Genomic DNA, 22,614 nt, shown 5'->3' on the forward strand with positions numbered 1-22,614 from the left:
GGCCCCGGTAGTTAATCGACCTTATATTTTTCCTGATGCAGTTTGATGCTGAACACCAAACCGATACAGAGCATGTTGATCAGCAAGGAGGTCCCTCCGTAACTGATAAACGGGAGAGTAATCCCCGTAATCGGCATCAATCCGATCATCATCCCGACATTTTCGAAAATTTGGAACAGAAACATCGCCACGATGCCCACGATAATATAAGCGCCCATCCGGTCTATGCAATGCATCGCAATGAGTATCATCCGGTAGACGAAAAGGAAATATACGAGCAGCAGCAGGGCGGAGCCCAGGAAGCCGAACTCCTCGCCGACCACGACAAAGATGGAATCGGAGTAGGGGTAAGGGACGAACTTTTTATTCTTCAGTTCCCCCTTCATATATCCGTCTCCCGTCAAACCGCCGGAACCGATCGCGATCTTCGCGTAATTGGATTGGTGCTTGTCATCGTTTGAGGCCTGATCCGGGTTAATAAACGTGTTGATCCGCTGATACCAGTGCAGTTTCTGATGCTTCTCCAAATAATCATGAATTTGGGTATTATACACATGGAACAGCGTTACGAAAGCGATCAGCACCGCTATGACTGCGGTCAGACCGATCAGCACATGGCTGTATTTCGTGTTCCCGATCCATAGCATCGCGATAAGAATAACGAGGTAAATGATGGCGTTCCCCAGATCGGGCTGGATCAGAACGAGCAAGAACGGAAGCAGCGTCACGGCCGTGATCGGAACGATATCGCGCCGAAAGCGCAGAGGCTGCCCTTCCCGCTGACCCAGCATGTAGGCTACCGCCAAAATCAGAATGATCTTCACGAGTTCCGCCGGCTGAAATTGCAGGCCCCCGGGCAGTACGAACCAACTGCGGGCTCCGTTGATTTCCGGGGCCAACAAATACACCGCAACGAGCGATACACAACCCGCCCCATAAATATACCAACTGTACTTTAAAAGAGTTCTGTAATCCACTAAAGCCATACCGAAAACAACAACAAACCCTGCCAAATAAAATGCCAGGGTTTTCAGATCGTATGCCCTGAATTGGGTCTCGTAAGGCGCGATTGCGCTTCGGACCAGCAAGGCGCTGAATACCATAAAAAGTACCAGAACGCCGACCATCGGCCAATCCACTTTTTTTAATTTAAAGAACAACGAAAATCAACCCATTCCAAAAAACTTTTTAAACCGCGTAAACACGCCTTTTTTCTGATCCAGCAGCATAAGCGGAACTGTATCGCCCAGAATCCGGCGGGCGATGTTCCGATAGGCGATGGCGGCTCTGGAATCCGGGTTCATCACCGTCGGTTCGCCCGAATTGGCCGCTTTGATGACCAGTTCGTCATCCGGAACGATCCCGATCAGATCGATATTCAGCACCTGAAGAATATCCTCGATTTCCAACATATCTCCCGACTTGACCATATTAGGCCTGATCCGGTTCACGACCAGTTTGGGCGAGGAAATATGCGAGCTTTCCAACAGCCCGATAATCCGGTCCGCGTCGCGAACGGCGGCATGCTCCGGCGTGGTCACGACAATGGCCTGGTCCGCTCCGGCTATCGCATTCTTGAATCCCTGCTCGATCCCGGCCGGACAGTCGATAATCACGTATTCATGGTCCTTTTTCAGTTCCAGGACAATATCCTTCACCTGTTCCGGCGAAATGGCGTTTTTATCTTTCGTTTGCGCCGCGGGCAACATGTATAGTTCATCGAAGCGCTTGTCCTTCACCAGCGCCTGATTTAACCGACATCTGCCCTCGGCTACATCGATCAGGTCGTAAATGATGCGATTTTCCAGACCCATCACGACATCGAGGTTGCGTAAACCGATATCCGTATCCACCAGGCATACTTTCTTGCCAAGCAGCGCAAGCGCCGTACCGATGTTTGCCGAGGTTGTCGTTTTGCCTACGCCGCCCTTCCCCGATGTGACCACAATAGCTTCTCCCATAGATTACACCCCTTTAAACGCGTTAAAATCCGGCCGAATTCGAAACATGTTCCCTATTTTATCAATCTGCATCTTCCCGTCACGCAGAAAAGCGAACTCCATACTGGTCTCCCGGTTTTCCCATTCATCCGGAGGGCGGCTGATCACCTCGGCGATCCGCAGTTGAGTCGGCGCCAAATAGGAGGCCGCAATGACCGCCTCCTCATTGCCCTTCAGCCCGGCGTGCACCATACCTCTCAAAGCGCCGAGTATAAAAATATCTCCCGTGCAAGCCACGGTTCCTCCCGGGTTAACATCGCCCAGGAACAACAGGTTTCCTTCATGGTGAAGGACCTGTCCCGAGCGGACGATCCCGGTCATGGTCGTCAGCGACTTCATCGGGTCTACCGCCGGCATCAGCTCGGGCATTTCCACGGAACGAACCAGCAGATTTCCTTTCCGGCTCAATATATCAAGAATCATTTCTTTCTGTTCATCGTTCACGATCCGAGTTCCCAGCTTCACGTCAACATGAATAATCGGACCCGTCAATATGTTTTGATGGCTATGTTCCAGTTTATAACGCAATTCCTCAAGCAAAGCTCCGAAGTCGCACTTGTCGTCCAGCAGGAAAACCAGGCCATCTTTGATGCCTTTAATCGTAACATGATTCGACTTTACTGTCATAAGCCTGTCCCTCCCCCCTATTCATTTCGTGCAGGAGGCGGAAAGTTCCTGCTAGTTTCCCTTGAAATGTGCCGAAAAGTCAGGCCTTTTCCTCGGGGGAACGGCGTTTCGTAATAATCTCGAGCTGCTTCCGCAGAGGTACATAGATCATCAAAGCAAACAAAAATTGGATGAATACATTGGGAATGATGTGATTCATCATGGCCCAGGAATACGGCTCATGCACCACCCCGAACAGCGAATAGGTGCCGAAAACAATCGAATCGAAGAGCAGGCTTCCGGTGATGACAAAAATCAGCATCAAAGGCAGCGGAGTTTGCTTGCTTCGTGACAACAATCCGACCAAATAGCCGCAAAGGCCCATAGCAAAGGAATAAGTTCCGACCATCGCGCCATAATAAACGACGTCATGCAACAAGCCGAAGCAAAGCCCCAGAATAAGCCCGGAATGGCGATCCTCATAAACGGAGAAAAATAAGATGGCGATATAAACCAGATGCGGATTAATCCGGGTTTCCCACGCCGCCGGAATGAGCCAGGGGAGAATCGTGCCCTCCAGTATAAAGAGGAGGAACAGAAGCAAAATCAGGATCGTTCTGCGCTTATTCACCACTCTCAGCCTCCGGGAACACGATAAACAGCTCCTTCCAGTCCGTAAAGCTGGCCGCGGGTTGTATCGTCGCTGTATAGGTTAATCCGAACTCGCCCACTTGTATGTCCTTGACCTTCCCGATAATCATTCCCCGGGGGAATACGCCGCCGATCCCTGAGGATACGATCAGGTCCTCCTTGGCCAACGGCTTTGGATCTTCAATGCGGCTCATCAGAAACGTTCCGGTCTTCTTGTCATAGGATTCGATGACGCCAAACACCGAGTTTTCCTTGCCTTGGGCCGTAACGGCAATTCCGTTGGAATTCGGGTCGCGCGCATCCATCGTCGTGATCAGCTTCACCGTCGACGTAAGCCTGCTGACGCGGCTGACAATGCCGACGAGGCCTTTGGACGAATGAACCGCCATTCCCTCTTTGACGCCCTCACGGCTGCCGAGATTGACAACGATGGTCTGATTGACCGGATCATCATTCACGCTGATAACCTGGGCAATCTTCCATTCATACTTATACAGTTTTTTCTGCTCCTCGGTAAAATGAAGATCATTTTGCAGCCGAGTGTATTCCTGCTCAATAAAGTTAAAACGGGCTTTGTCGCGCGTATAGTGGGAGAGCGCAATTTTGAGCTCTTCGTTCTCTTCCTGCAGGGCATGCAGTTCAGAAATATCTTCAAACAAACCCGCCACATAGCTAGTAGGCTTGTAAAATACGTATTGCACGAAACCGACCGTGTCCTTGACAAATTTCTCGGGCCAGGACAAGCCGGCTCTGGATCCCAGGGTGAAGCCCATGACCGCAATAAAAAGAATAAGTCCCATCAACAAAATAAACAGTCTTTTGTTGCCCAGCAGCTTAAACAGTTTCAGCACCCTCCAACCTTACTAAATTCTCCCATTTCAAGTTACTCACTATAAAAACAGAGAAAAACGGCCTGGCCGTCCGGTCTGGACGGCGCCGCTTTATCCAAGGGTTTCATTTCGGCCTAGCGTCTGGAGCGGAGGGCCGAGCTGCTTTTTGACTTAAACAAATGGATGTTGTCCAAGGCTCTGCCCGTTCCGATCGCCACGCAGTCCAGCGGATTCTCCGCGACGATGACCGGCATGCCCGTTTCGCGGGCCAACAGTTTGTCGAGATTGCGGAGCAACGCGCCTCCACCGGTCAGCACAATCCCGCGATCCATAATATCCGCGGCCAGCTCGGGCGGACATTTTTCCAGCGTGACTTTCACCGCTTCGACGATCGCGTTTACCGTATCGCTAAGCGCTTCGGAAATTTCATCCGAAGTGATCGTAATCGTTTTGGGCAGGCCGCTCACCAGATCGCGGCCCCGGATTTCCAACGTCTCCACCTTTTCCAAAGCGAGTGCGGATCCGATATCCATCTTGAGCTGCTCGGCCGTTCTTTCCCCGATCATTAAATTATATTGCCGTTTGATGTATTGGATGATCGATTCATCCATTTCATCCCCGGCCACGCGCACCGATTTGCTGGTCACGATGCCGCCCAGCGAAATCACGGCGACCTCGGTCGTACCGCCGCCGATGTCCACCACCATGCTGCCGGTCGGTTCCCAGACCGGCAGATCCGCCCCGATCGCCGCGGCAAACGGCTCCTCGATCGTGTAAGCCTCGCGGGCTCCGGCCTGCTTGGTCGCGTCCTCCACGGCGCGTTGTTCCACGGCCGTAATGCCGGAAGGAACGCAAACCATCACGTTAGGATGGCGTTGAAACAAAGAACGTTGCTTCTGTGCCTGGCGAATGAAATATTTGATCATCGTAGCCGTCGTGTCGAAATCCGCGATCACGCCGTCTTTCATCGGACGAATCGCCCGGATGTTTCCCGGCGTTCTGCCGATCATTTTCTTGGCCGATTCGCCGACCGCGACGATGTTTTTCGTATCGGTATGAATAGCGACTACCGAAGGCTCTCTCACGATAATGCCTTTTCCACGCGTATAAACCAAGGTATTTGCCGTTCCCAAATCGATTCCCAAATCTTTCGTAAAGCCACCAAACATGCTGTATCTCCCTTTCCTTCTATATCTTATCGATTATATTACATCAAGCCCTGCTCCTTCAAACTGACGAACTTCCCGTCTCCGATCACAATATGGTCCAGCACGTCAATGCCTACGATTTCGCCAGCTTCCATGAGCCGCCGGGTCATCCGGATATCTTCCGGACTTGGCGTCGGATCGCCGCTGGGATGATTATGGGCACAGACGAGGGAGGCGCTGCTGCATTTGATAGCGGCACGGAATACCTCCCGCGGATGAACGATCGAGGCGTTAAGACTTCCGATCGACAGTGTTTCTTGAGCAATGATATGATTTTTCGTATTTAAAAACAAACAGACGAAGTGCTCCTTCTGTAAATATCGGAGCTCTTCCATAAGCAGGTCGGCGGCGTCGCCGGGGCTGCGAATTACCTGCGCCTCGGGCAGCCGGGTTTTGGCCAGCCGCTGACCCAACTCGATGCCGGCTTTAATCTGGACGGCCTTGGCGGGGCCGATCCCTTTCATATTCGTTAATTCCTCCAGACTCAGGTCCATCATGCCGCGAATGCCGCCGATTTCCCCGAGCAGCCGCTGCGCCATATGAATCGCCGATTCACGACGGGTCCCCGTCCGCAGCAAAATAGCCAGCAGCTCCGTCTGGCTTAAAGCTCCCGCCCCGCAGCGGAGCATACGCTCTCTGGGGCGCTCCTCATTGGGAATGTCACGCAGCATATAGGTTGATGCATCTACCAAATGCGATCCCTCGCTTCCGAATGTATTAGCAAAGCCATAACGGCCTTACGACAAAGTCACGATTCGGAAGGATATGCTTTATCTCTTCCCTAACTGGTCAAAACACTTGAATTCCGAACGATGCCAGCATTTCCGCGAGCAAGGACAACGGTAATCCGACTACATTAAAGTAACACCCTTCGATCCCGGTGACGATCGTCGCCCCCAAGCCTTGAATCGCATAAGCGCCGGCCTTGTCGAGTCCTTCACCGCTTGCGGCGTACGCTTCAATCTCTTCTTCGCGCAAAGCTCTCATCGTCACTACGGTCATGCGGTAATCCACTTTGCTGGCGCCGGTGCGGCTGTCGATGCAAGCTACCCCGGTATACACCTGATGGGTTCTACCCTGCAGTGAACGAAGCATCGAGGCGGCCTCACGTGCGTCCGCCGGCTTGCCCAAAACCGCTCCGTCCCTGACGACGATCGTGTCGCTACCGACGATCACGCCGTGCCGGTCCCCGTCATCCAGTTGGCGGTATACGGCTTCAGCCTTCCGCTTGGCGAGCTCCGTTACGATTCTATCCGGTTCCCAGCCCTCGGGAGTCGTCTCCTCGGCATGGCTGGGAACAATGTCGAACGGAATATGCAAAGAAGCGACAAGCTCGCGGCGTCGCGGGGATGTCGAAGCCAGGATGATGCGTCGGGTTATGGTAGCATCCAAGATGCACTACTCTCCTTTTTCGAAGCCGGCTTGTCTAAAGGAAGCCTCTCTTCCTTCATGATGCCGGCCGCTGGACTCTGACGGTGATAACGATTCGACAGTTCTGACACTGTCACCCTCGCCATTTTTTGACACTTCATTATTATAAGGTTTATTTAGCAGCAATACAAACACAAAAACGGCAGGGGAAGGTATTACCATTCCTGCCGTTTTATATGCTCGTGAAGCCATGATCTAATCTTGACTCCCTAGCATTTTTTGTTCGCCTAATATAAAGCCCATAATTTGATCCTGCACTTCCCAAAGCAGCGTTTTGGCCCCCGTTTTCTGGTATTCGGCCATCGCCTCGACGGCGCTGTTCATCGCCTTTTCCAGGTTCCCTACATCTTGCGCGAAGGCCTCGGGCTGTTGCTCACGCACCGCCGCCGCGCTTTCCGTCCATCGCTGATGGCGCTCCCCCAGCTCCGACTGTTCCTCCGCCGTCAATAGTTGAGGCTTGACCTCCACCAGGCGGGACGCGGACAATGTACCGAGCCAATCGATCAACTCCGCACTCCGGGCAAAATAACGCTCCAGGACGGTGACGTCCCCGTTATAAACGAGCTCGGCGGAAGAAGGAAGAGCAATTTCATGAAGGATAAGGTGGACTCCCGCCGTTTTAAGCTGGCCGCTTAACAATTTGGCTTGTTCGCGGTCGGAAGAAACCCCGGCGTATACCCGCTTCTCGTCAACGGTATCCCTGGCGGCGGCGATGCCGGATGCCTCCAGTTCCTGTTGAGCCAGTTCGACTCCTTCCGCCGTGGAAAATACGCCGTACTGCAAAAAATGATAGGTCTGCCCCGGCATTGCGATGGTTACCGGCATCCCCTTATCGTCCTCCTCCCCAAGCTCCCCGCCGATTTGCCCAAAGACAGGAATCTCCGCAGACTGTCCGGCCGAGGAACGATCGGGGACGGTAATCCCCGGGATGGGGACGCTCACATTCCCGCTAAACATGGACAAGACCACGAATCCGAACAGGGCGCCCGTAACGATCGCACCGGTCAAGGATCCCGCCACTTTCCACCACGATGTCCTTGATTTTCGGGTGGTATATGACGGCAGGATCGCCCCTCCCGTTCCGGTATAATCCGAAAACGGGTCGTTCCAGTCGTCGGCGATTTCCACCGGACGGTAGGTGATCCCTCCTCCGGGAGGCGGCTCCTCGTGAGACCGCGGCTGCCCGCCGGACATAGGCATCGCCGGCTCTCCAACCGCTGGCAACATCTCCGGCTTCGCTTCGGCAGCCGGGGCCGCATATAACGCGGACTCCTTCATGTCCCGCCGCCGCTGCTGCTCATCGTCAAAACGGAATGTCATTTTGGCCTTATCCACTGTCCGCACGCTCCTTGTCCATTCTTCTAAAGTTACCATATGAGCGTGTGGTCCTTTATATGCCAAACCGCAAGAAAAACCTCGCTGCCCGCGAGGTTTTTCGTCTATTTCCATTAATCGGATAAAGTTTTGGCCAGCGTATCGCCAACCTTCCAAATATCGCCGGCACCCATCGTAAGAACGAGGTCCCCCGGTTGAAGCCGGCCCTGAAGATCCGCGATCACATCCTGTTTCGTCGGAAGATACCGGGCCCCGGCATTGCTGTTCTGCTTGATGAGATCAACCAGCTTGGAGGAATGAACCCCTTCGATTTGCTGTTCGCCGGCGGGAGAGTAAATGTCTGTAATGATCACTTCATCCGCTTCGCCAAACGCCCGGCTGAACGCATCCAGCAGGAAAAACGTACGCGTATACCGCTGCGGCTGGAATACGGCGATAATCCGTTTACCCGTCGCTTTCGCTGCGGCGATCGTGGCCTCGATTTCCGTAGGATGATGGGCGTAGTCGTCAATGACGAGAACGCCGCCTTTTTCGCCCAGCACCTGGAACCGGCGCTTTGCGCCATGGAAGCCGATAATCGCTGACGCGATGTCCGCAAAGGGAATGCCCGCCTCCAGACAGACGATGACTGTAGCCATAGCGTTATAAACATTATGTTTACCCGGTACGGAAAGCTCGATCATCCCCAATTCCTGCTGTCCCTTTCTCATGATAAAAGTGACGTGGCGGTCACCCAGCTTAACGGCATCTGCCGAATAATCACAACCCGTTCCCATGCCGTAAGTGATCACGCGGCAGTTGAGATTGGGAAGAAGTTCCTTAATGTTGGCGTCGTCTCCGCAAACGACCGCCGTTCCGTCCGGCTTGGTCTGGTTCAAAAACTGGACGTACGCTTCTTTTAACCGGGCAAAGTCCCCTCCGTAATTCTCCAGATGATCCGCCTCGATGTTGGTGACGACGCCCATTGAAGGGTGATATTGGAGAAAGGACCCATCGCTCTCATCCGCCTCGGCGACGACAAAGCGCCCTTGTCCGGCCTTGGCGTTGGTTCCGATCCCCATAATTTCTCCGCCGATAATGTAAGTCGGATCCGTGCCGCACTGCTCCATCACCAGCGCGATCATCGACGAAGTCGTCGTTTTGCCGTGCGCGCCGGCAACCGCGACGCCCTGCCGTTCATTCAGCAAACGGGCCAGCATCTGCGAACGGTGCAAGATCGGAATTCCTTGCTCCTCCGCTTCTAGACGCTCCACATTATCCTTTGGAAGCGCCGTGGAATAAACGACAAGATCGGCGCCGTGCACATGCTCGGCGGTATGTCCAATATAAATTTTCGCCCCTTTGGCGGCCAACTTCTCGGTCAGTTCCTGGGAAGCGACATCCGATCCGGTCACGGTATACCCCATCTCCAGCATCACCCGGGCAATAGCGCTCATACCATAGCCACCGATACCGATAAAATGCACATGTTGTTCAGTTGTATTCAGCAATTTCCATTCACCAGCCTTTTTCAGAATCGGTTTGATGCAAAAGGGTTGCCCGCACATCCGAGATCATATACAGCGTCCCGGTGACCACCCCAAGATCCTCCGGTTCCGTCCGTGACGCCAAAAGCGCAAGCGCCTTTTTCCAATCACGCTCCACAACGATTTCCAGACCGGGTTTCGCCACTGAATCCTTCAGCTCCAGTACCAGATCATACAGCGCGCCCGCATCCAGTTTTCGACGGAAATCGGGCTCGGTCAGTATAAGCGTATCCACTATAGGTAATATATGCTCCAGGTAGGCACGATGATGCTTATTCGCCAACATCCCCATCATCAAAATCAACCGGCGGTAGCGAAACGTCTCCTTCAGGCTTTTTGCCAACGACTCCGCCCCTTCGGGGTTATGGGCCCCGTCAAGCACGATGTGCGGATTCACGGACACTCGCTCCAGCCTTCCCGCCCACGCCGTCTTCCGGAAGCCGTGAAGAACATCCCCGTCCTCCAACACGAAGGCCATGTACTGCCGCAATATTTCGAGAACCATCATCACGCCGGCCGCGTTCTTGCATTGATGCTCTCCCAGCATGGAGAGATTCAACCGGAAGTCGCGAAACGGTCCGCGAAAATGCATTTCCTGCCCTTGATCACCCAATTGGGACCGCTCATAGAAAAACTGCTCGCCAAGCAAGTAAAGTGTGCTTTTTTGCCTGGCTGCCGTCTCTTTTAATACATCGATGGCCTCGGGCTGCTCGACACAGCTGACCACCGGAACACCGGGCTTGATAATTCCCGCTTTCTCCCTGGCGATCTGCTCGATGGTGTCACCGAGAATATCCGTATGATCATAACCTATATTCGTGATTAAAGAAACGATAGGCGTCACAATATTGGTAACATCCATCCTTCCCCCAAGGCCCGTCTCCCATACTACCACATCCGGATAGCATTCCTCGGCAAAATAAAGGATGGCGATGGCCGTGCTGACCTCGAACATCGTTGGAGAACCCAGCTCGCTATCGGCGATATCCCGCACCAAGGGCAGCACCCGATTGCTGAGCGACAGCAGCGTCTCCTCGGGAATATCCTGTGCATTATACTGAAACCGGTTCGTAAATTTGGTAATATACGGCGAGGTAAATGTCCCTACGCTATAACCGCATTCCAGCAATGTGCGGGTTAAAAAGGCACAGGAAGATCCCTTCCCGTTCGTCCCCGCCACATGAATAAATTTCAAACGCCGGTGCGGATTCCCAAGCCGCTCCATCAGCTTATGAATCCGGTCAAGCCCCGGACGTATTCCAAATGGAATCAAACCGTTGATCCAATCGACGGCCTCGCCATAGCTTCGCAGCGCTCCGCCGTTCTCTTCTTCTACTTGAACCCCCATTGCATTCACCTTCATATTTTTGATGGAATGAACCTGCATTAAAACAGCAGACAGTAAGCATCCGGCTGCGCCTCTCCCGATGCCGGGAATAACTACAGCCGGATTGGTTGCATCCTTTAGCCTAAGCCTTCAATTCGCTGATCCGCGCAAGAACCTTATCCCGCTTCTCGGCATAATCCGCCATCTTGGCCTTTTCTTCCTCGATGACTTTGGCCGGGGCTTTGGAAACGAATCCTTCGTTACCCAGCTTCTTCTCCACGCGCTCGACTTCTTTATTCAGGTGGTCCAGTTCTTTTTCCAGCCGGGCGATTTCCTGGCTGATGTCGATGAGCCCCGAAAGTGGAAGGTAAAGTTCGGCTCCGGTAACCACCGCGGTCATCGCTTTGTCCGGAACCGCCGCCTCGATCGACAGATCCAATCGGGAAGTGTTGCAGAAACGGCTGATGTAATGGGCGTTCCGGTTGACGATTTCAAGCAACTCCGCATTCGCCGGTTTAACGAGCAGTTCGATTTTCTTGCTCATCGGCACATTCACTTCCGCCCGAATATTCCGGACGGCCCGGATCATATCAACCAACAGGTTCATTTCCTGAACGGCGTCCGGCGCTTCCAGCGCAGCATCATATTTAGGCCATTCCGCCAACGTAATCGTTTCGCCATGATGCGGCAGGTGCTGCCATATTTCCTCGGAAATAAACGGCATGAACGGATGAATCAACCGCAGCGTGCGATCCAGCACGTAGGCCAGAACCGATTGGGTCTTCCGCTTCGCGGCGGCGTCTTCTCCGTACAGGGACAACTTGGCGAACTCGATGTACCAGTCGCAAAGATCATCCCAAATAAAGTTGTACAACTGGCGTCCGGTTTCCCCGAACTCATAAGCGTCGATCAATCGGGTAACTTCCCGCGCAGTTTCGTTAAAGCGATGCAGAATCCAACGATCCGCCGTGGTCAACTCTCCGCTGATGTCGATATCCTCAAATTTGACGCCCTCCATGTTCATCAATGCAAAGCGGGAAGCGTTCCAGATCTTGTTCGCAAAGTTGCGCGCCTGTTCTACGCGTTCCCAATGGAAGCGAAGATCCTGCCCCGGGGTGCTGCTCGTGGACAGCATATAGCGCATGGCGTCCGCCCCGTATTTTTCGATGACTTCGAGCGGGTCAACCCCGTTGCCGGCCGATTTAGACATCTTTTTGCCTTCGCTATCACGAACGAGTCCCGTAAGCAGTACGTCGCTAAACGGCTTTTTGCCCGTGAACTCCATTGAGGTAAAAATCATGCGGGCAACCCAGAAGTAAATGATATCGTACCCGGTAACAAGAACGTTGGTGGGGAAGAACTTCTTGAAGTCTTCACTTTCCGTATCCGGCCAGCCCAAAGTGGAGAACGGCCATAAAGCCGAACTGAACCATGTGTCCAGCACGTCTTCATCCTGCTTCAAATCGTCACGGCCCAGTTTAGCCTTCGCTTCGGCTTCATCACGGGCAACAACCATCTCCCCGGTTTCCTCGGAATACCAGGCCGGAATGCGGTGGCCCCACCACAGTTGGCGAGAGATACACCAATCCCTAACATTCTCGATCCAGTACATATAGATTTTTTCAAACCGGTCGGGAACAAACTGAACGCCTTGACTGGCCTTCTGTTCCGCAATCGCCGCCTCGGCAAGTGGTTTCATTTTTACAAACCATTGCGTCGACAGATAGGGTTCAATAACTACCCCGGTTCTCTCGCTGTGTCCAACCTGATGGACATGGTCTTCGATCCGGATCAATACGCCAAGTTCTTGAAGGTCCTTCACAATTTGCTTGCGGCATTCGCTGCGATCCAAGCCTTGATACTTCCCGGCTTCCCCGTTCATTTTTCCGCTCTCGTCCATAACGATGACCTGCGGCAAATCATGACGCATCCCGACTTCAAAGTCGTTCGGATCATGGGCCGGGGTGATTTTAACGGCGCCGCTGCCGAATTCCTTGTCGACATACTCATCCGCGATAATCGGAATTTCCCGTCCTATGATTGGGAGAATCAACATTTTGCCAATCATGTCTTTATAGCGCTCGTCTTCAGGATGAACGGCTACCGCCGTATCGCCAAGCATCGTTTCCGGACGAGTCGTGGCCACGGTGATCGAACCGCTTCCGTCTTTAAGCGGATACTTCAAGTGATAGAGGTGCCCGTTGACCTCCTTGTATTCCACCTCAATATCGGAGAGGGCGGTGCGTGCGGCCGGGTCCCAGTTAATAATATATTTGCCTCGGTAAATCAGGCCTTTTTCATACAATTTTACAAATACTTCGCGGACGGCCTTGGAAAGCCCCTCGTCCAGAGTGAACCGCTCGCGGGAATAATCCAAAGAGAAGCCCATTTTCGCCCATTGCTCATGGATCGTCTCGGCATAAGTATCCTTCCATTCCCAGACCTTCTCCAGGAATTTTTCGCGTCCTAAATCATAACGAGATACGCCTTGTTCTCTAAGCTTCTGCTCCACTTTCGTCTGCGTGGCGATCCCGGCATGGTCCGTACCCGGAAGCCACAGGGTGTTGTACCCCTGCATCCGTTTCGTCCGGATCAGGATATCCTGAATGGTTGTACCCAGCGCATGACCCATATGGAGCATACCGGTTACGTTTGGCGGCGGAATGACGACCGAATACGGCTCGGCATCCGGTTTCAGATCCGCTTTGAAAAAACCTTTCTCAATCCAATAGCGGTACCATTTCTGCTCCGCCGCTTTCGGGTCGTAGGTCGTCGGCATTTCCGCCGACAAGGGTTGCTGTTCTTGCTTTTCTGTCATTTGTACCTGACCTCCATTACATTTGAAATGACTTTGGCACAATTTAAGTTTGAGGTTCTGTGATGATGGGCCAAGAAAACACAAAAAGCCCCTCGTCTCAAAGGACGAAAGGCTTTACTTTCGCGGTACCACCTTTGTTTCGCAGGCAAAGCAACCACATGGCCATTTCCCGTAATGTTTCGCTATGCTTGCGACACTCATGCAGATAACGGCTGCGGCCGGCCCGGTCTAGCATATCAGAACGATATGGATCAAACGGACGACTCCCGGGCGACTTCGGCCAGCTGTATCCTGCGGAATCTTCCAGCGTATCGATTCCGCTCTCTGAAGGGTTCACTGCCTACTCTTCCCGTTCTTGGTCTTTAATAATGGGTATTGCGGCATTTATCTTTTTCATAATATCTTGATTATGTCCCGGAGTCAACCTGACGATTCAAAAATGGACATTTGTCCTTCTCATGGAGACAGAAGCAGATTCCTAGCCGCCCGGCCGGTGACTTTTATCAGCAGAGTTTGCGTAAGTTAGGCGATTTGTCCACTTAAAGACCAGTAACGGGAAAACCTCACGTTAATTTACCACTTTTGTCCATTGAGTCCAAATTAGCTGGAAAAGCTCCAGCTATTTCGCGATCCCAGTCGCCAATTATTCGATTTCAGATGAATTAGCGGGAGGTTCTCCAGATAATTCACCTCTGCTGCCACAAAGGCACCCAATTAACGGGAGTAACTCCCGTTAAATGCATCACGGACTCCGGAGTTTCTTAAACAACAAAAAAAGCCGCACAAATTCACTGTGCAGCTTTCAATAGTCCGCGTCTCATGGATTAGGGAATATACAGCACCTGTCCCTCATTCAGATGCTGTTCGCTCAGGCGGTTGTACAACTGAAGTTCCCGCGTGCTGAGCTGATAACGCTCCGCGATCTCATCCAATGTCTCTTCACGCTGGACGATTACCAGCTTGACCTTACGGAAAGGCGTCTGTTCCTCAGTATTGCCGATAAACAGACTTTTCCACCGCACTTCCTCGCCATCCCCCGAATCCTGGGCCGCAGCCTGGACGTTCTCTTCCTCCGAAGCCTCGTAGACAGGTTCGGCATCCGTCCGTTGAGTGGATAGCAGCTTGCTGATCCCAAAGTGGTCGTCATGCTGCCCTCCGTCGTTCTTTTTGCTGCCGAGGGCGATTTTCAATTCCTTTTTCTCCTCGGCGGGCTCCGGTGGGATCTGATTCTTTTCTTCCAAAATCTCCGTCCCGATATGCTCCAACGGTTCCGATTCGGCCAAGACGGGAACCTCATTCTCGACTTGAGTCGGTTCAGAACCAAGGGCGTCCTCAGTATGGTCCCGTTCCTTCTGGAGTTGGACTGTTTCGGCGGCGGTTTCGGAAAGGAAATGGTCTTGCTCCCTATGCGCCTCGCCCGGGTCCAGAGCTCTCTCAAGCAAGCCCTCGTCCAGCTCTTCCTTCACTCCGCCCGCAGCCTCGGCCGACGGTTCCCGCGAACCGGGGGGCGCCTCCGTCCATTCCGCCTCCTTGTCCTCCAGAACGGACTGGGCAAACAGCGGCGAATCCACATTGTTCCACGTCAGAACCTGCGGCTGCTCGTCCGCATCTTCCGAACCGGGCTCGGCCTCCTGTTCCCAAGTGCGAAAATTCTCCGCGTAAGTCGGCCGGACATTCCCGGTATGAAATTCCCGCCCCCACGGGTTGGAACGATCCAAGTCCGCATCGCCGCGTACCTCAGGGGCAGGTTCATGGGAAGTTACAAACTCCCGGTCCTTCCACTCTTCCGGCTCCTCCGTCAACGAAGAGGTTTCGATCCCCTGAAGCGATAGAACCCCCGTAATGTTCAAGCTTCGGGCACTTAGCAGGTCTACATCGAAATTTTCGATTTCGACCGCAATATCCTCCAGCCTTCCGACCCGGCTTAGCGGAATCGTAATCTCAACCGGGATCCAATGTTCCAATTCATGCGTACCGCCTTCCCCCCGATACAGTCCCGACAACAGCAGATGGCCGCGGAGGGAAGCATACTCTTCTCCCGGAACGACCTGGATTCTTGGAAAAAGCTCGATTTCCTCCAATTCGTCGATACCGGTCACCTGTTCCGACAAATGGACGCGTTCATAAATATCAAACCTTAAACCGTAGGATGAATCCGTCAAATAGGTTGCCTCCTTTCAGCATAACCAGACCTGATTGGGGTCCGCTCTAATGAAGGGCCCCATCATCGCTCGTTTTTATCTATATGCTTGAAAATAGAGTGCATGCCTGATTTTTAACGGAATTCCGGCTCAATTCCGGCCTTTGGCCGTGCTTGTCTTATGATGGTCCCCGCCTTGCTGCAATTGTTCTAGCAACCGGTTCCAGCCATCCGGCCAGGGGTCGTCCACACAGATCCGTTCCCCAGTCAATGGATGGGGAAAGGCCAGGCTCTCGCCGTGCAGCGCTTGATGCGGAAAAAGAGCAGAACCGCCGCCGTAAAGGGTATCTCCGATCAACGGATGACCCGCATGGCTCATATGAACGCGGATTTGATGGGTTCGCCCCGTATCCAGCGTCAGCCGCACCAGGCTGGCCTTCGGATACGTTTCGACCAGCTCCACTCGCGTCAGCGCGTCCTTGCCCGACGGGGATACCCGCCGCCGGGAGGGGTGGTGGCGATCCCGGCCGATCGGCTCGCGAATGACCCGGAGGGTCGGGGAGACCTGCCCCTCCACCAGCGCCGTGTAAACCCGGCCGATCTCCTTCCGCGCCATGGACGCGTCCAGCTTCAGCTGCGCCATGGCGTTCTTGGCGTAGAGCACCGGGCCGGATGTGTACTCGTCCAGCCGGTGGATATGCCCGGGGGCGACCGGCTCGCCCCGCTGCGCGAACACCGCCGCCACGAGGTTCGCCAGCGTAGGCGGCGAACCGGCCCCGTCCGGATGCACCTTCAGCCCGGCCGGTTTATGCACGACGAGGCAAAAGTCGTCCTCGTACAAAATCCGGACCGGCCGCTCCACGGGGGCATACTGGGACACCCGCGGCGGAAACAAGCGCAGGCGCAGGCGATCCCCGGCCAGCTTGATCTCGTCGGCCGCATCCAGCTCCCGGAGCAGCTTGGCCGGGAACCCCAGCTCCCGCGAAAGCCAAAGGAGGGCCGCTTCATAGCGGCCCCCCGGCTCCAGAGGTTTCAGCTTCCCCGGCATCAGTTCGTACCATTCGCCCCGCCGGGTTCCCGAAACCGGCGCGCTCACAGCTTATGCAGCGCACGGCGGTGCGCTTCGATCGTCGCATCGATGTCCGCCTCGGTGTGAACCCCGGATACGAACATCCCCTCGAACTGCGAAGGCGCAATATTGATGCCTTCCTCGATCATCGCGGCAAAATACCGCCGGAACATATCAAGGTCGCTGCTCTTCGCCGTATCGTAATTAATGACCTCCGCATCCGTAAAGAATGGGCATACCATCGAGCCGACCCGGTTAATCCGGCAAGGAATCCCCTTCTCCTTGGCGTTGGCGATAAATCCTGCCTCGAGCCGGGCCGACAAGGCCTCCAGCCGGTCATACACTTCCGCTGTCAGCAACGAGAGGGTCGTAAAGCCCGCCGTCATGGCCAGCGGGTTGCCGCTCAAGGTCCCTGCCTGATAAATCGGGCCGACCGGAGCGATTTGCTCCATGATCTCGCGTTTGCCGCCGTAGGCACCGACCGGCAATCCGCCGCCGATCACTTTGCCCAGGCAGGTCAAATCCGGCGTAACGCCAAAGCGCCCTTGGGCGCAGTGTTTATCGACCCGGAACCCGGTCATGACCTCGTCAAAGATCAACAGGCTGCCATGCTCCGTCGTCAGCTTCCGCAGGCCCTCCAGAAATCCGGGCTGCGGCGGCACGACGCCCATGTTGCCCGCCACCGGCTCTACGATCACGCCGGCGATTTCGCCGCCGAAGCGCTGAAACGCCAGCTCGACGGAAGCCAAATCGTTATACGGTACCGCAATCGTATTGGACGCCACGCCTTCCGGCACACCGGGACTGTCGGGCAATCCGAGTGTGGCTACACCGGAGCCGGCCTTGATGAGCAGGCTGTCCGCGTGGCCGTGGTAGGACCCTTCGAATTTCATAATCTTGTTTCTTCCCGTATAGCCGCGGGCCAGACGGATCGCGCTCATCGTCGCTTCCGTCCCGGAACTGACCATCCGCACGATATCGATCGACGGGACCCGCTCGGCCACCAACTTGGCCATCTCCGTTTCAAGCAGCGTCGGGGCGCCAAAACTCGTGCCCTTGGCCGTAGCTTCTTGCAGGGCCTGCACAACGTCCGGATGGGCATGTCCCATAATCAGCGGTCCCCAGGATCCGACATAGTCGATAAATTCGTTGCCGTCGATATCATAAATGCGCGAACCGGCTCCACGCTCTACATATACCGGGGTCAGACCGACGGATTTAAAAGCGCGAACCGGACTGTTCACGCCGCCCGGCATCACCGTTTTTGCTTCCTCAAACGCCTGGCGGGACCGCGTTTCGCTGCGCCGCCCGATCTTTTCACTCATGAGAACCTCTCCTCACCCGTTAATATTAGTTCTATTTACCCTCGCGCAGCCAGCGGGCAGCGTCTTTGGCGAAATAGGTGATGATGATATCCGCACCGGCCCGCTTCATGCCGAGCAGCATCTCCGTAACGATGGCCCGCTCATTGATCCAGCCCCGTTCGGAAGCCGCTTTGACCATGGAATACTCCCCGCTCACATTATAAGCTACGAGCGGCAGATCGAATTGGTCCCGGAGCAGGCGCAGCACGTCCATAAAGGCAAGCGCCGGCTTCACCATCAGCATGTCCGCTCCCTCCAGCACGTCCGATTCCGCCTCTCTGAGCGCTTCGCGCGCGTTGGCCGGGTCCATCTGGTACGTCTTGCGGTCGCCGAACTGCGGTGCCGAATCCGCAGCTTCGCGGAATGGCCCGTAGAACGCGGACGCGTATTTCACCGAATAGGACATGATCGGAATATGGCTGAAGCCCGCCTCGTCCAGCCCCGCGCGAATCGCTTGCACAAAGCCGTCCATCATATTGGAGGGCGCGATGATATCCGCTCCGGCTTTGGCCTGAGAGACCGCGGTACGAACCAGCAGGTCCAGCGACTCGTCGTTCAGCACATCCCCGCAGAGATGGCCGTCGCGCTCAAAAGTATGTACCATTCCGCAGTGGCCATGATCGGTAAACTCGCACAGGCAGGTATCGGCCACGACCAGCAGATCCGGATACAGCGCCTTGATTTTGCGCGTAGCCTGCTGAACGATGCCTTCCTCATTGAACGCGGAGGAACCTACGCTGTCCTTCGTTTCCGGAATGCCGAACAACAGGACCGCCGGGATGCCGAGGTCAACGATTTCCTTTACTTCCTCGTCAAGCGTGTCCAGCGAAAAATGATAAACGCCCGGCATCGAGGAAATCTCGTTCTTGATTCCGCTGCCGTGGGCCACAAATATCGGTTGAATGAAATCATCCACCGTCAAAACCGTCTCGCGCACCATGCCGCGAATGGCGGCGGATTGCCGCAGCCGGCGGTGTCTTACAATCGGAAAACTCATGAAACAATCCTCCCTTAAAGAATCAATTCAGCTTTCGGCGGCCGCCGCCCTGCTTCCAGCCGAGAAGAGCGGCCACCAGGCTCGAAATCGTCGCTTCTTCGGCGAGAATCTCTACGCGAAGTCCCGCCTCCTCGGCTGTCTTCGCCGTCACGGGGCCGATGCAGGCGATGGCCGCGCCTTCCAGCGCGGACGCCGGGTCCTCAATCCCCATGCGCTTCAGAGCGCCGAGCAAATTCGTCACCGTCGATGAACTGGTGAAGGTGACGGCATGAATCTTGCCTTCTTTCAGCATTTTAAGCAACTCTTCGTCCTCATCCGAGGCCGGAACGGTGGCATACATCACCGCCTCCGTGACGTCGAGGCCGTGGTCGCGAAGCGCTGCGGGCAGCCAGGAGCGCGCCAAGTCGCCGCGCGGGAGCAGCACCTTTTGTCCGGGCTTCAGCGCCGTATCGAACGCCTCAAGCAGTCCTTCGGCCTGATAGCGTCCCGGCAGTTCTTCCGCCGCGATCCCGTAGCGTCTCAACGCTTCTTTCGTCGCGGGACCAACCGCCGCGATCCGGGCGTTATGCAAGGCTCTGATATCTTTACCCATTCTCTCCAAGTGATGAAAGAAAAACTCCACGCCGTTTACGCTGGTAAAAAAAGCCCAGTCATATTCCGGCAAGCGCTCCAACGCCTGCTCCGCAGCAGCCAGCGGCTCGCCCGAAGGCATTTCGAAGTCGATGACCGGAAATTCGTAGGGCTCGCCGCCAAGGTCCTCGATCTGCCGAACCAGTTCGCTCGCCTGGGAGCGGGAACGGGTCACCAGAATACGCGTGCCGAACAGCGGCAAGGACTCCGCCCACATCAACTGCTCCCGCTGGTTCACGACCTCGCCGACCACGATGACGGCCGGCGGCTTGAAGTCGGCCTCCATTACCTTCTGCTCGATATCCGCGAGCGTGCCGGTCAGCGTCTCCTGTTCGGCGCGGGTTCCCCAGCGCACGAGAGCGACCGGGGTCTCGGGCGGCCGGCCGTGCTTCATCAACTGCCGGCTGATGTAGCCGATTTTGGCCACGCCCATCATAAATACCAGCGTTCCCGTCGCGTTCGTCACTTTTTCCCAATGAATGGACAAATCCAGCTTATCCGGGCTCTCATGCCCGGTAATGATCGATAGCGACGAGGCCATATCCCGGTGCGTTACCGGGATGCCGGCGTAGGCCGGCACCGAAATTGCCGCGGTGATTCCAGGCACGATTTCGTAAGGAATTCCGTGCTTGCGCAGCAGCTCGGCTTCCTCCCCGACGCGTCCGAAAATGGTCGGATCCCCGCCTTTCAGGCGCACTACCGTTTTGCCCGTCAAGGCCAGGTCGACCAATAGCTGGTTGATATCCTCCTGCTTCATTGTGTGTCGGTCCGTCCGTTTGCCCACATAGATTTTCTCCGCACCGCGCTTCGCCTTGCCGAGCAAGCTGGGATTCGCTAACCGGTCGTAGACGATCACATCGCCCTTCGCCAGGCAATCCAGCCCCTTCACGGTAATCAGCCTGGCATCCCCAGGCCCTGCGCCAACCAGATATACTCTCCCCGTCATCTCCATCACTCCCTGGCTGCCGCCAAAATTTCGTCCGCTCCTTCGGAAATGAGCTTTTCCGCCACAGCTTCCCCCAACAGAGCCGGGTCATTCCCCGCCATTGTTTCTTTCAGGATAACGCGCCCGTCCGGCGCCCCTACCATCCCGGTCAAAACGATTTCACGGGCAAGCTCTTCATATCCCGAGCCCTGTTCGTTTTTGCCCAAAACCGCAAATGCGCCGACCGGGACCTGACAGCTTCCTCCCAAAACCCCGAGAAACCTGCGTTCGGCGGCCACCGTCAGCGCGGTCTCCGGGTCATTGATCAAGGCCAGCAGTTCCCGGACCTCCTTGTCGTTCTCCCGGCATTCGATCCCGAGTGCTCCTTGGCCGACCGCGGGGAGGCATACGTCCGTCGGAAGATAGGCGGTGATTTTATCCTCCCAGCCCATCCGGAACAGGCCGGCTGCCGCCAAAATAATCGCATCAAAGCCTTCCGTCTCCAGCTTTCGCAGCCGGGAATCGATATTGCCGCGAATCGGCTCCAGTACGAGATCCGGCCGATAGGCACTAAGCTGGCTGGATCTTCTCAGACTGCTAGTGCCCACCTTCGCTCCCTGCGGCAATTCGTCGAGCGTGCGCCCTTCCTTGGAAATCAGTGCATCCCGGGGATCTACCCGCTTCGGAACGGCGCCGTTGATCAGCCCTTCGGGGAGTTCGGAGGGCATATCCTTCATGCTATGTACCGCCAGGTCGATCTCCCCGTCCAGCATCGCCTGCTCAATCTCTTTGACGAACAAGCCTTTGCCTCCGACCTTGGACAAAGTAACGTCCAATATCCGGTCGCCCTTCGTTACGATTTTCTTGATCTCGAAATCGTAAGGAAGCCCCCGGTCCCTGCAGATCGCCTTCAAGCTGTCGATTATCTGTCCCGTCTGCGTCAGGGCGAGCTGGCTTTGCCTTGTCCCTACCACAATGGTTCGTCTCATCCTTCATTCCTCCCGGTATTCATCCATCCATGCGATCCATTTATCCTCATTCCAAGCCGGAAAACGGCCCTCGCGGATCGATGCGAGTATATCCATCTCCACCAAGGCTTTGAAGAGAACGGCTCTTCGCTGTGTGTCCGCCACCCGCTCTTTGATCATCTTTCGGGCCAAACTTAAAAACACCACATAGGTTTCATAATCCTCGCCGAAATGCGTCTCCAAGTCCCGGCTTAACTTTTTCGCCGCCAGAGGGCCCGCCCCGGACGTGGAAACGCCCAAAACCAACCCGCCCCGCCGGACAACGCTCGGCGAAATAAAGGATCCCTTTCCGCCCTCTCCCGCATGATTAACGGGAATTCCGAGAGCATTGGCCTCCGCCGTTACGGCATCGTTGACCTCCGCTTGATCCGTGGCCGCATAGACGAGAAAAGCGCCTTGCAAGTCGCCTTCACGGTAGCGGCGCCGCTCCCAGGTCAGCCGGTCTTCCGCATCCCATCGTTCCAGCAAGGAAGTGGCCGTAGGGCTGATCAGCACAAGCCGGGCGCCTGCATCGATCAGCGAGACCATTTTTCTTTCGGCTACGGAGCCGCCGCCCACAATCACGCACCGACGGTTTTCCAGGTTCATCATCAGCGGAACATAATAAGTCATAAAGTTATAGGTACCCTTCCTGAAGTTTCCGTATTGTGTATAGCATACTGTACCCTTTTGCATTTTTCCAGCGAACCGGTCGAAAAACAGCAAGAAACCCCAAGCCCTCGCAACATT

The 22,614-nt window shown here is 55.1% G+C and carries 19 protein-coding genes and 1 other annotated feature; all 19 genes read right to left on the bottom strand.

What is annotated here, in order from left to right:
* Window positions 1-11: 11 nt before the first annotated feature.
* The 19 genes from V4U84_RS25665 to V4U84_RS25755 all read right to left on the bottom strand — a co-directional run bounded on the left by V4U84_RS25665 (window position 12) and on the right by V4U84_RS25755 (window position 22,497).
* Entirely contained in the window at window positions 12-1,160 is a 1,149-nt protein-coding gene (locus V4U84_RS25665) for an FtsW/RodA/SpoVE family cell cycle protein (RefSeq protein WP_334076015.1), read from the bottom strand.
* A gap of 6 nt (window positions 1,161-1,166) precedes the next feature.
* The gene (gene minD / locus V4U84_RS25670; protein ID WP_334076016.1) at window positions 1,167-1,961 is read right to left on the bottom strand and encodes a septum site-determining protein MinD; all 795 of its coding nucleotides are present in this window, start codon (window positions 1,959-1,961) and stop codon (window positions 1,167-1,169) included.
* Between the two features lie 3 nt (window positions 1,962-1,964).
* Window positions 1,965-2,627, bottom strand: a complete 663-nt coding sequence (gene minC, locus V4U84_RS25675) for a septum site-determining protein MinC (protein ID WP_334076017.1) — start codon at window positions 2,625-2,627, stop codon at window positions 1,965-1,967.
* A gap of 79 nt (window positions 2,628-2,706) precedes the next feature.
* The gene (mreD, locus tag V4U84_RS25680) at window positions 2,707-3,237 is read right to left on the bottom strand and encodes a rod shape-determining protein MreD (RefSeq protein ID WP_334076018.1); all 531 of its coding nucleotides are present in this window, start codon (window positions 3,235-3,237) and stop codon (window positions 2,707-2,709) included.
* Window positions 3,230-4,108 (bottom strand): rod shape-determining protein MreC, encoded by an 879-nt coding sequence (gene mreC / locus V4U84_RS25685; RefSeq protein ID WP_334076019.1) that lies wholly within the window; start codon window positions 4,106-4,108, stop codon window positions 3,230-3,232. The genes mreD and mreC overlap by 8 nt, the downstream gene beginning before the upstream one ends.
* Window positions 4,109-4,221: 113 nt before the next feature.
* Entirely contained in the window at window positions 4,222-5,256 is a 1,035-nt protein-coding gene (locus tag V4U84_RS25690; protein WP_334076020.1) for a rod shape-determining protein, read from the bottom strand.
* Window positions 5,257-5,294: 38 nt separating this feature from the next.
* Window positions 5,295-5,966 carry a RadC family protein gene (gene radC / locus V4U84_RS25695; protein WP_334076021.1) on the bottom strand — a complete coding sequence of 224 codons (672 nt, stop codon included), beginning with the start codon at window positions 5,964-5,966 and terminating at the stop codon, window positions 5,295-5,297.
* A 118-nt stretch (window positions 5,967-6,084) separates the two neighbouring features.
* Window positions 6,085-6,687: a Maf family protein gene (locus V4U84_RS25700; RefSeq protein ID WP_334076022.1), complete on the bottom strand. Its 603-nt coding sequence runs from the start codon at window positions 6,685-6,687 to the stop codon at window positions 6,085-6,087.
* Window positions 6,688-6,921: 234 nt separating this feature from the next.
* Window positions 6,922-8,061, bottom strand: a complete 1,140-nt coding sequence (locus tag V4U84_RS25705) for an SPOR domain-containing protein (protein WP_334076023.1) — start codon at window positions 8,059-8,061, stop codon at window positions 6,922-6,924.
* Window positions 8,062-8,174: 113 nt separating this feature from the next.
* Window positions 8,175-9,548 (bottom strand): UDP-N-acetylmuramate--L-alanine ligase, encoded by a 1,374-nt coding sequence (gene murC / locus V4U84_RS25710; protein WP_334076041.1) that lies wholly within the window; start codon window positions 9,546-9,548, stop codon window positions 8,175-8,177.
* A 10-nt stretch (window positions 9,549-9,558) separates the two neighbouring features.
* On the bottom strand, window positions 9,559-10,935 hold the full coding sequence (locus V4U84_RS25715) for a bifunctional folylpolyglutamate synthase/dihydrofolate synthase (protein ID WP_334076024.1): 1,377 nt from the start codon (window positions 10,933-10,935) through the stop codon (window positions 9,559-9,561).
* A gap of 121 nt (window positions 10,936-11,056) precedes the next feature.
* Entirely contained in the window at window positions 11,057-13,732 is a 2,676-nt protein-coding gene (locus tag V4U84_RS25720; RefSeq protein WP_334076025.1) for a valine--tRNA ligase, read from the bottom strand.
* Between the two features lie 97 nt (window positions 13,733-13,829).
* Window positions 13,830-14,098: a binding site (T-box leader), on the bottom strand.
* Between the two features lie 458 nt (window positions 14,099-14,556).
* Window positions 14,557-15,894: a LysM peptidoglycan-binding domain-containing protein gene (locus V4U84_RS25725; protein WP_334076026.1), complete on the bottom strand. Its 1,338-nt coding sequence runs from the start codon at window positions 15,892-15,894 to the stop codon at window positions 14,557-14,559.
* A gap of 129 nt (window positions 15,895-16,023) precedes the next feature.
* Window positions 16,024-16,968 carry an RluA family pseudouridine synthase gene (locus V4U84_RS25730; protein WP_416367298.1) on the bottom strand — a complete coding sequence of 315 codons (945 nt, stop codon included), beginning with the start codon at window positions 16,966-16,968 and terminating at the stop codon, window positions 16,024-16,026.
* On the bottom strand, window positions 16,965-18,266 hold the full coding sequence (gene hemL, locus V4U84_RS25735; protein ID WP_334076027.1) for a glutamate-1-semialdehyde 2,1-aminomutase: 1,302 nt from the start codon (window positions 18,264-18,266) through the stop codon (window positions 16,965-16,967). The genes V4U84_RS25730 and hemL overlap by 4 nt, the downstream gene beginning before the upstream one ends.
* 31 nt (window positions 18,267-18,297) lie before the next feature.
* Window positions 18,298-19,302 carry a porphobilinogen synthase gene (gene hemB, locus V4U84_RS25740; protein ID WP_334076028.1) on the bottom strand — a complete coding sequence of 335 codons (1,005 nt, stop codon included), beginning with the start codon at window positions 19,300-19,302 and terminating at the stop codon, window positions 18,298-18,300.
* A 22-nt stretch (window positions 19,303-19,324) separates the two neighbouring features.
* A complete protein-coding gene (gene cobA / locus V4U84_RS25745) occupies window positions 19,325-20,878 on the bottom strand; it encodes a uroporphyrinogen-III C-methyltransferase (RefSeq protein ID WP_334076029.1) in 1,554 nt (517 codons plus the stop codon).
* Between the two features lie 5 nt (window positions 20,879-20,883).
* Window positions 20,884-21,846, bottom strand: coding sequence for a hydroxymethylbilane synthase (hemC, locus tag V4U84_RS25750; RefSeq protein ID WP_334076030.1), 963 nt, complete (start codon window positions 21,844-21,846; stop codon window positions 20,884-20,886).
* 3 nt (window positions 21,847-21,849) lie between these two features.
* Entirely contained in the window at window positions 21,850-22,497 is a 648-nt protein-coding gene (locus V4U84_RS25755) for a precorrin-2 dehydrogenase/sirohydrochlorin ferrochelatase family protein (RefSeq protein ID WP_334076031.1), read from the bottom strand.
* Window positions 22,498-22,614: the final 117 nt, after the last annotated feature.

The sequence above is a fragment of the Paenibacillus sanfengchensis genome (genome assembly GCF_036864765.1).
Taxonomy (GTDB): domain Bacteria; phylum Bacillota; class Bacilli; order Paenibacillales; family Paenibacillaceae; genus Fontibacillus; species Fontibacillus sanfengchensis.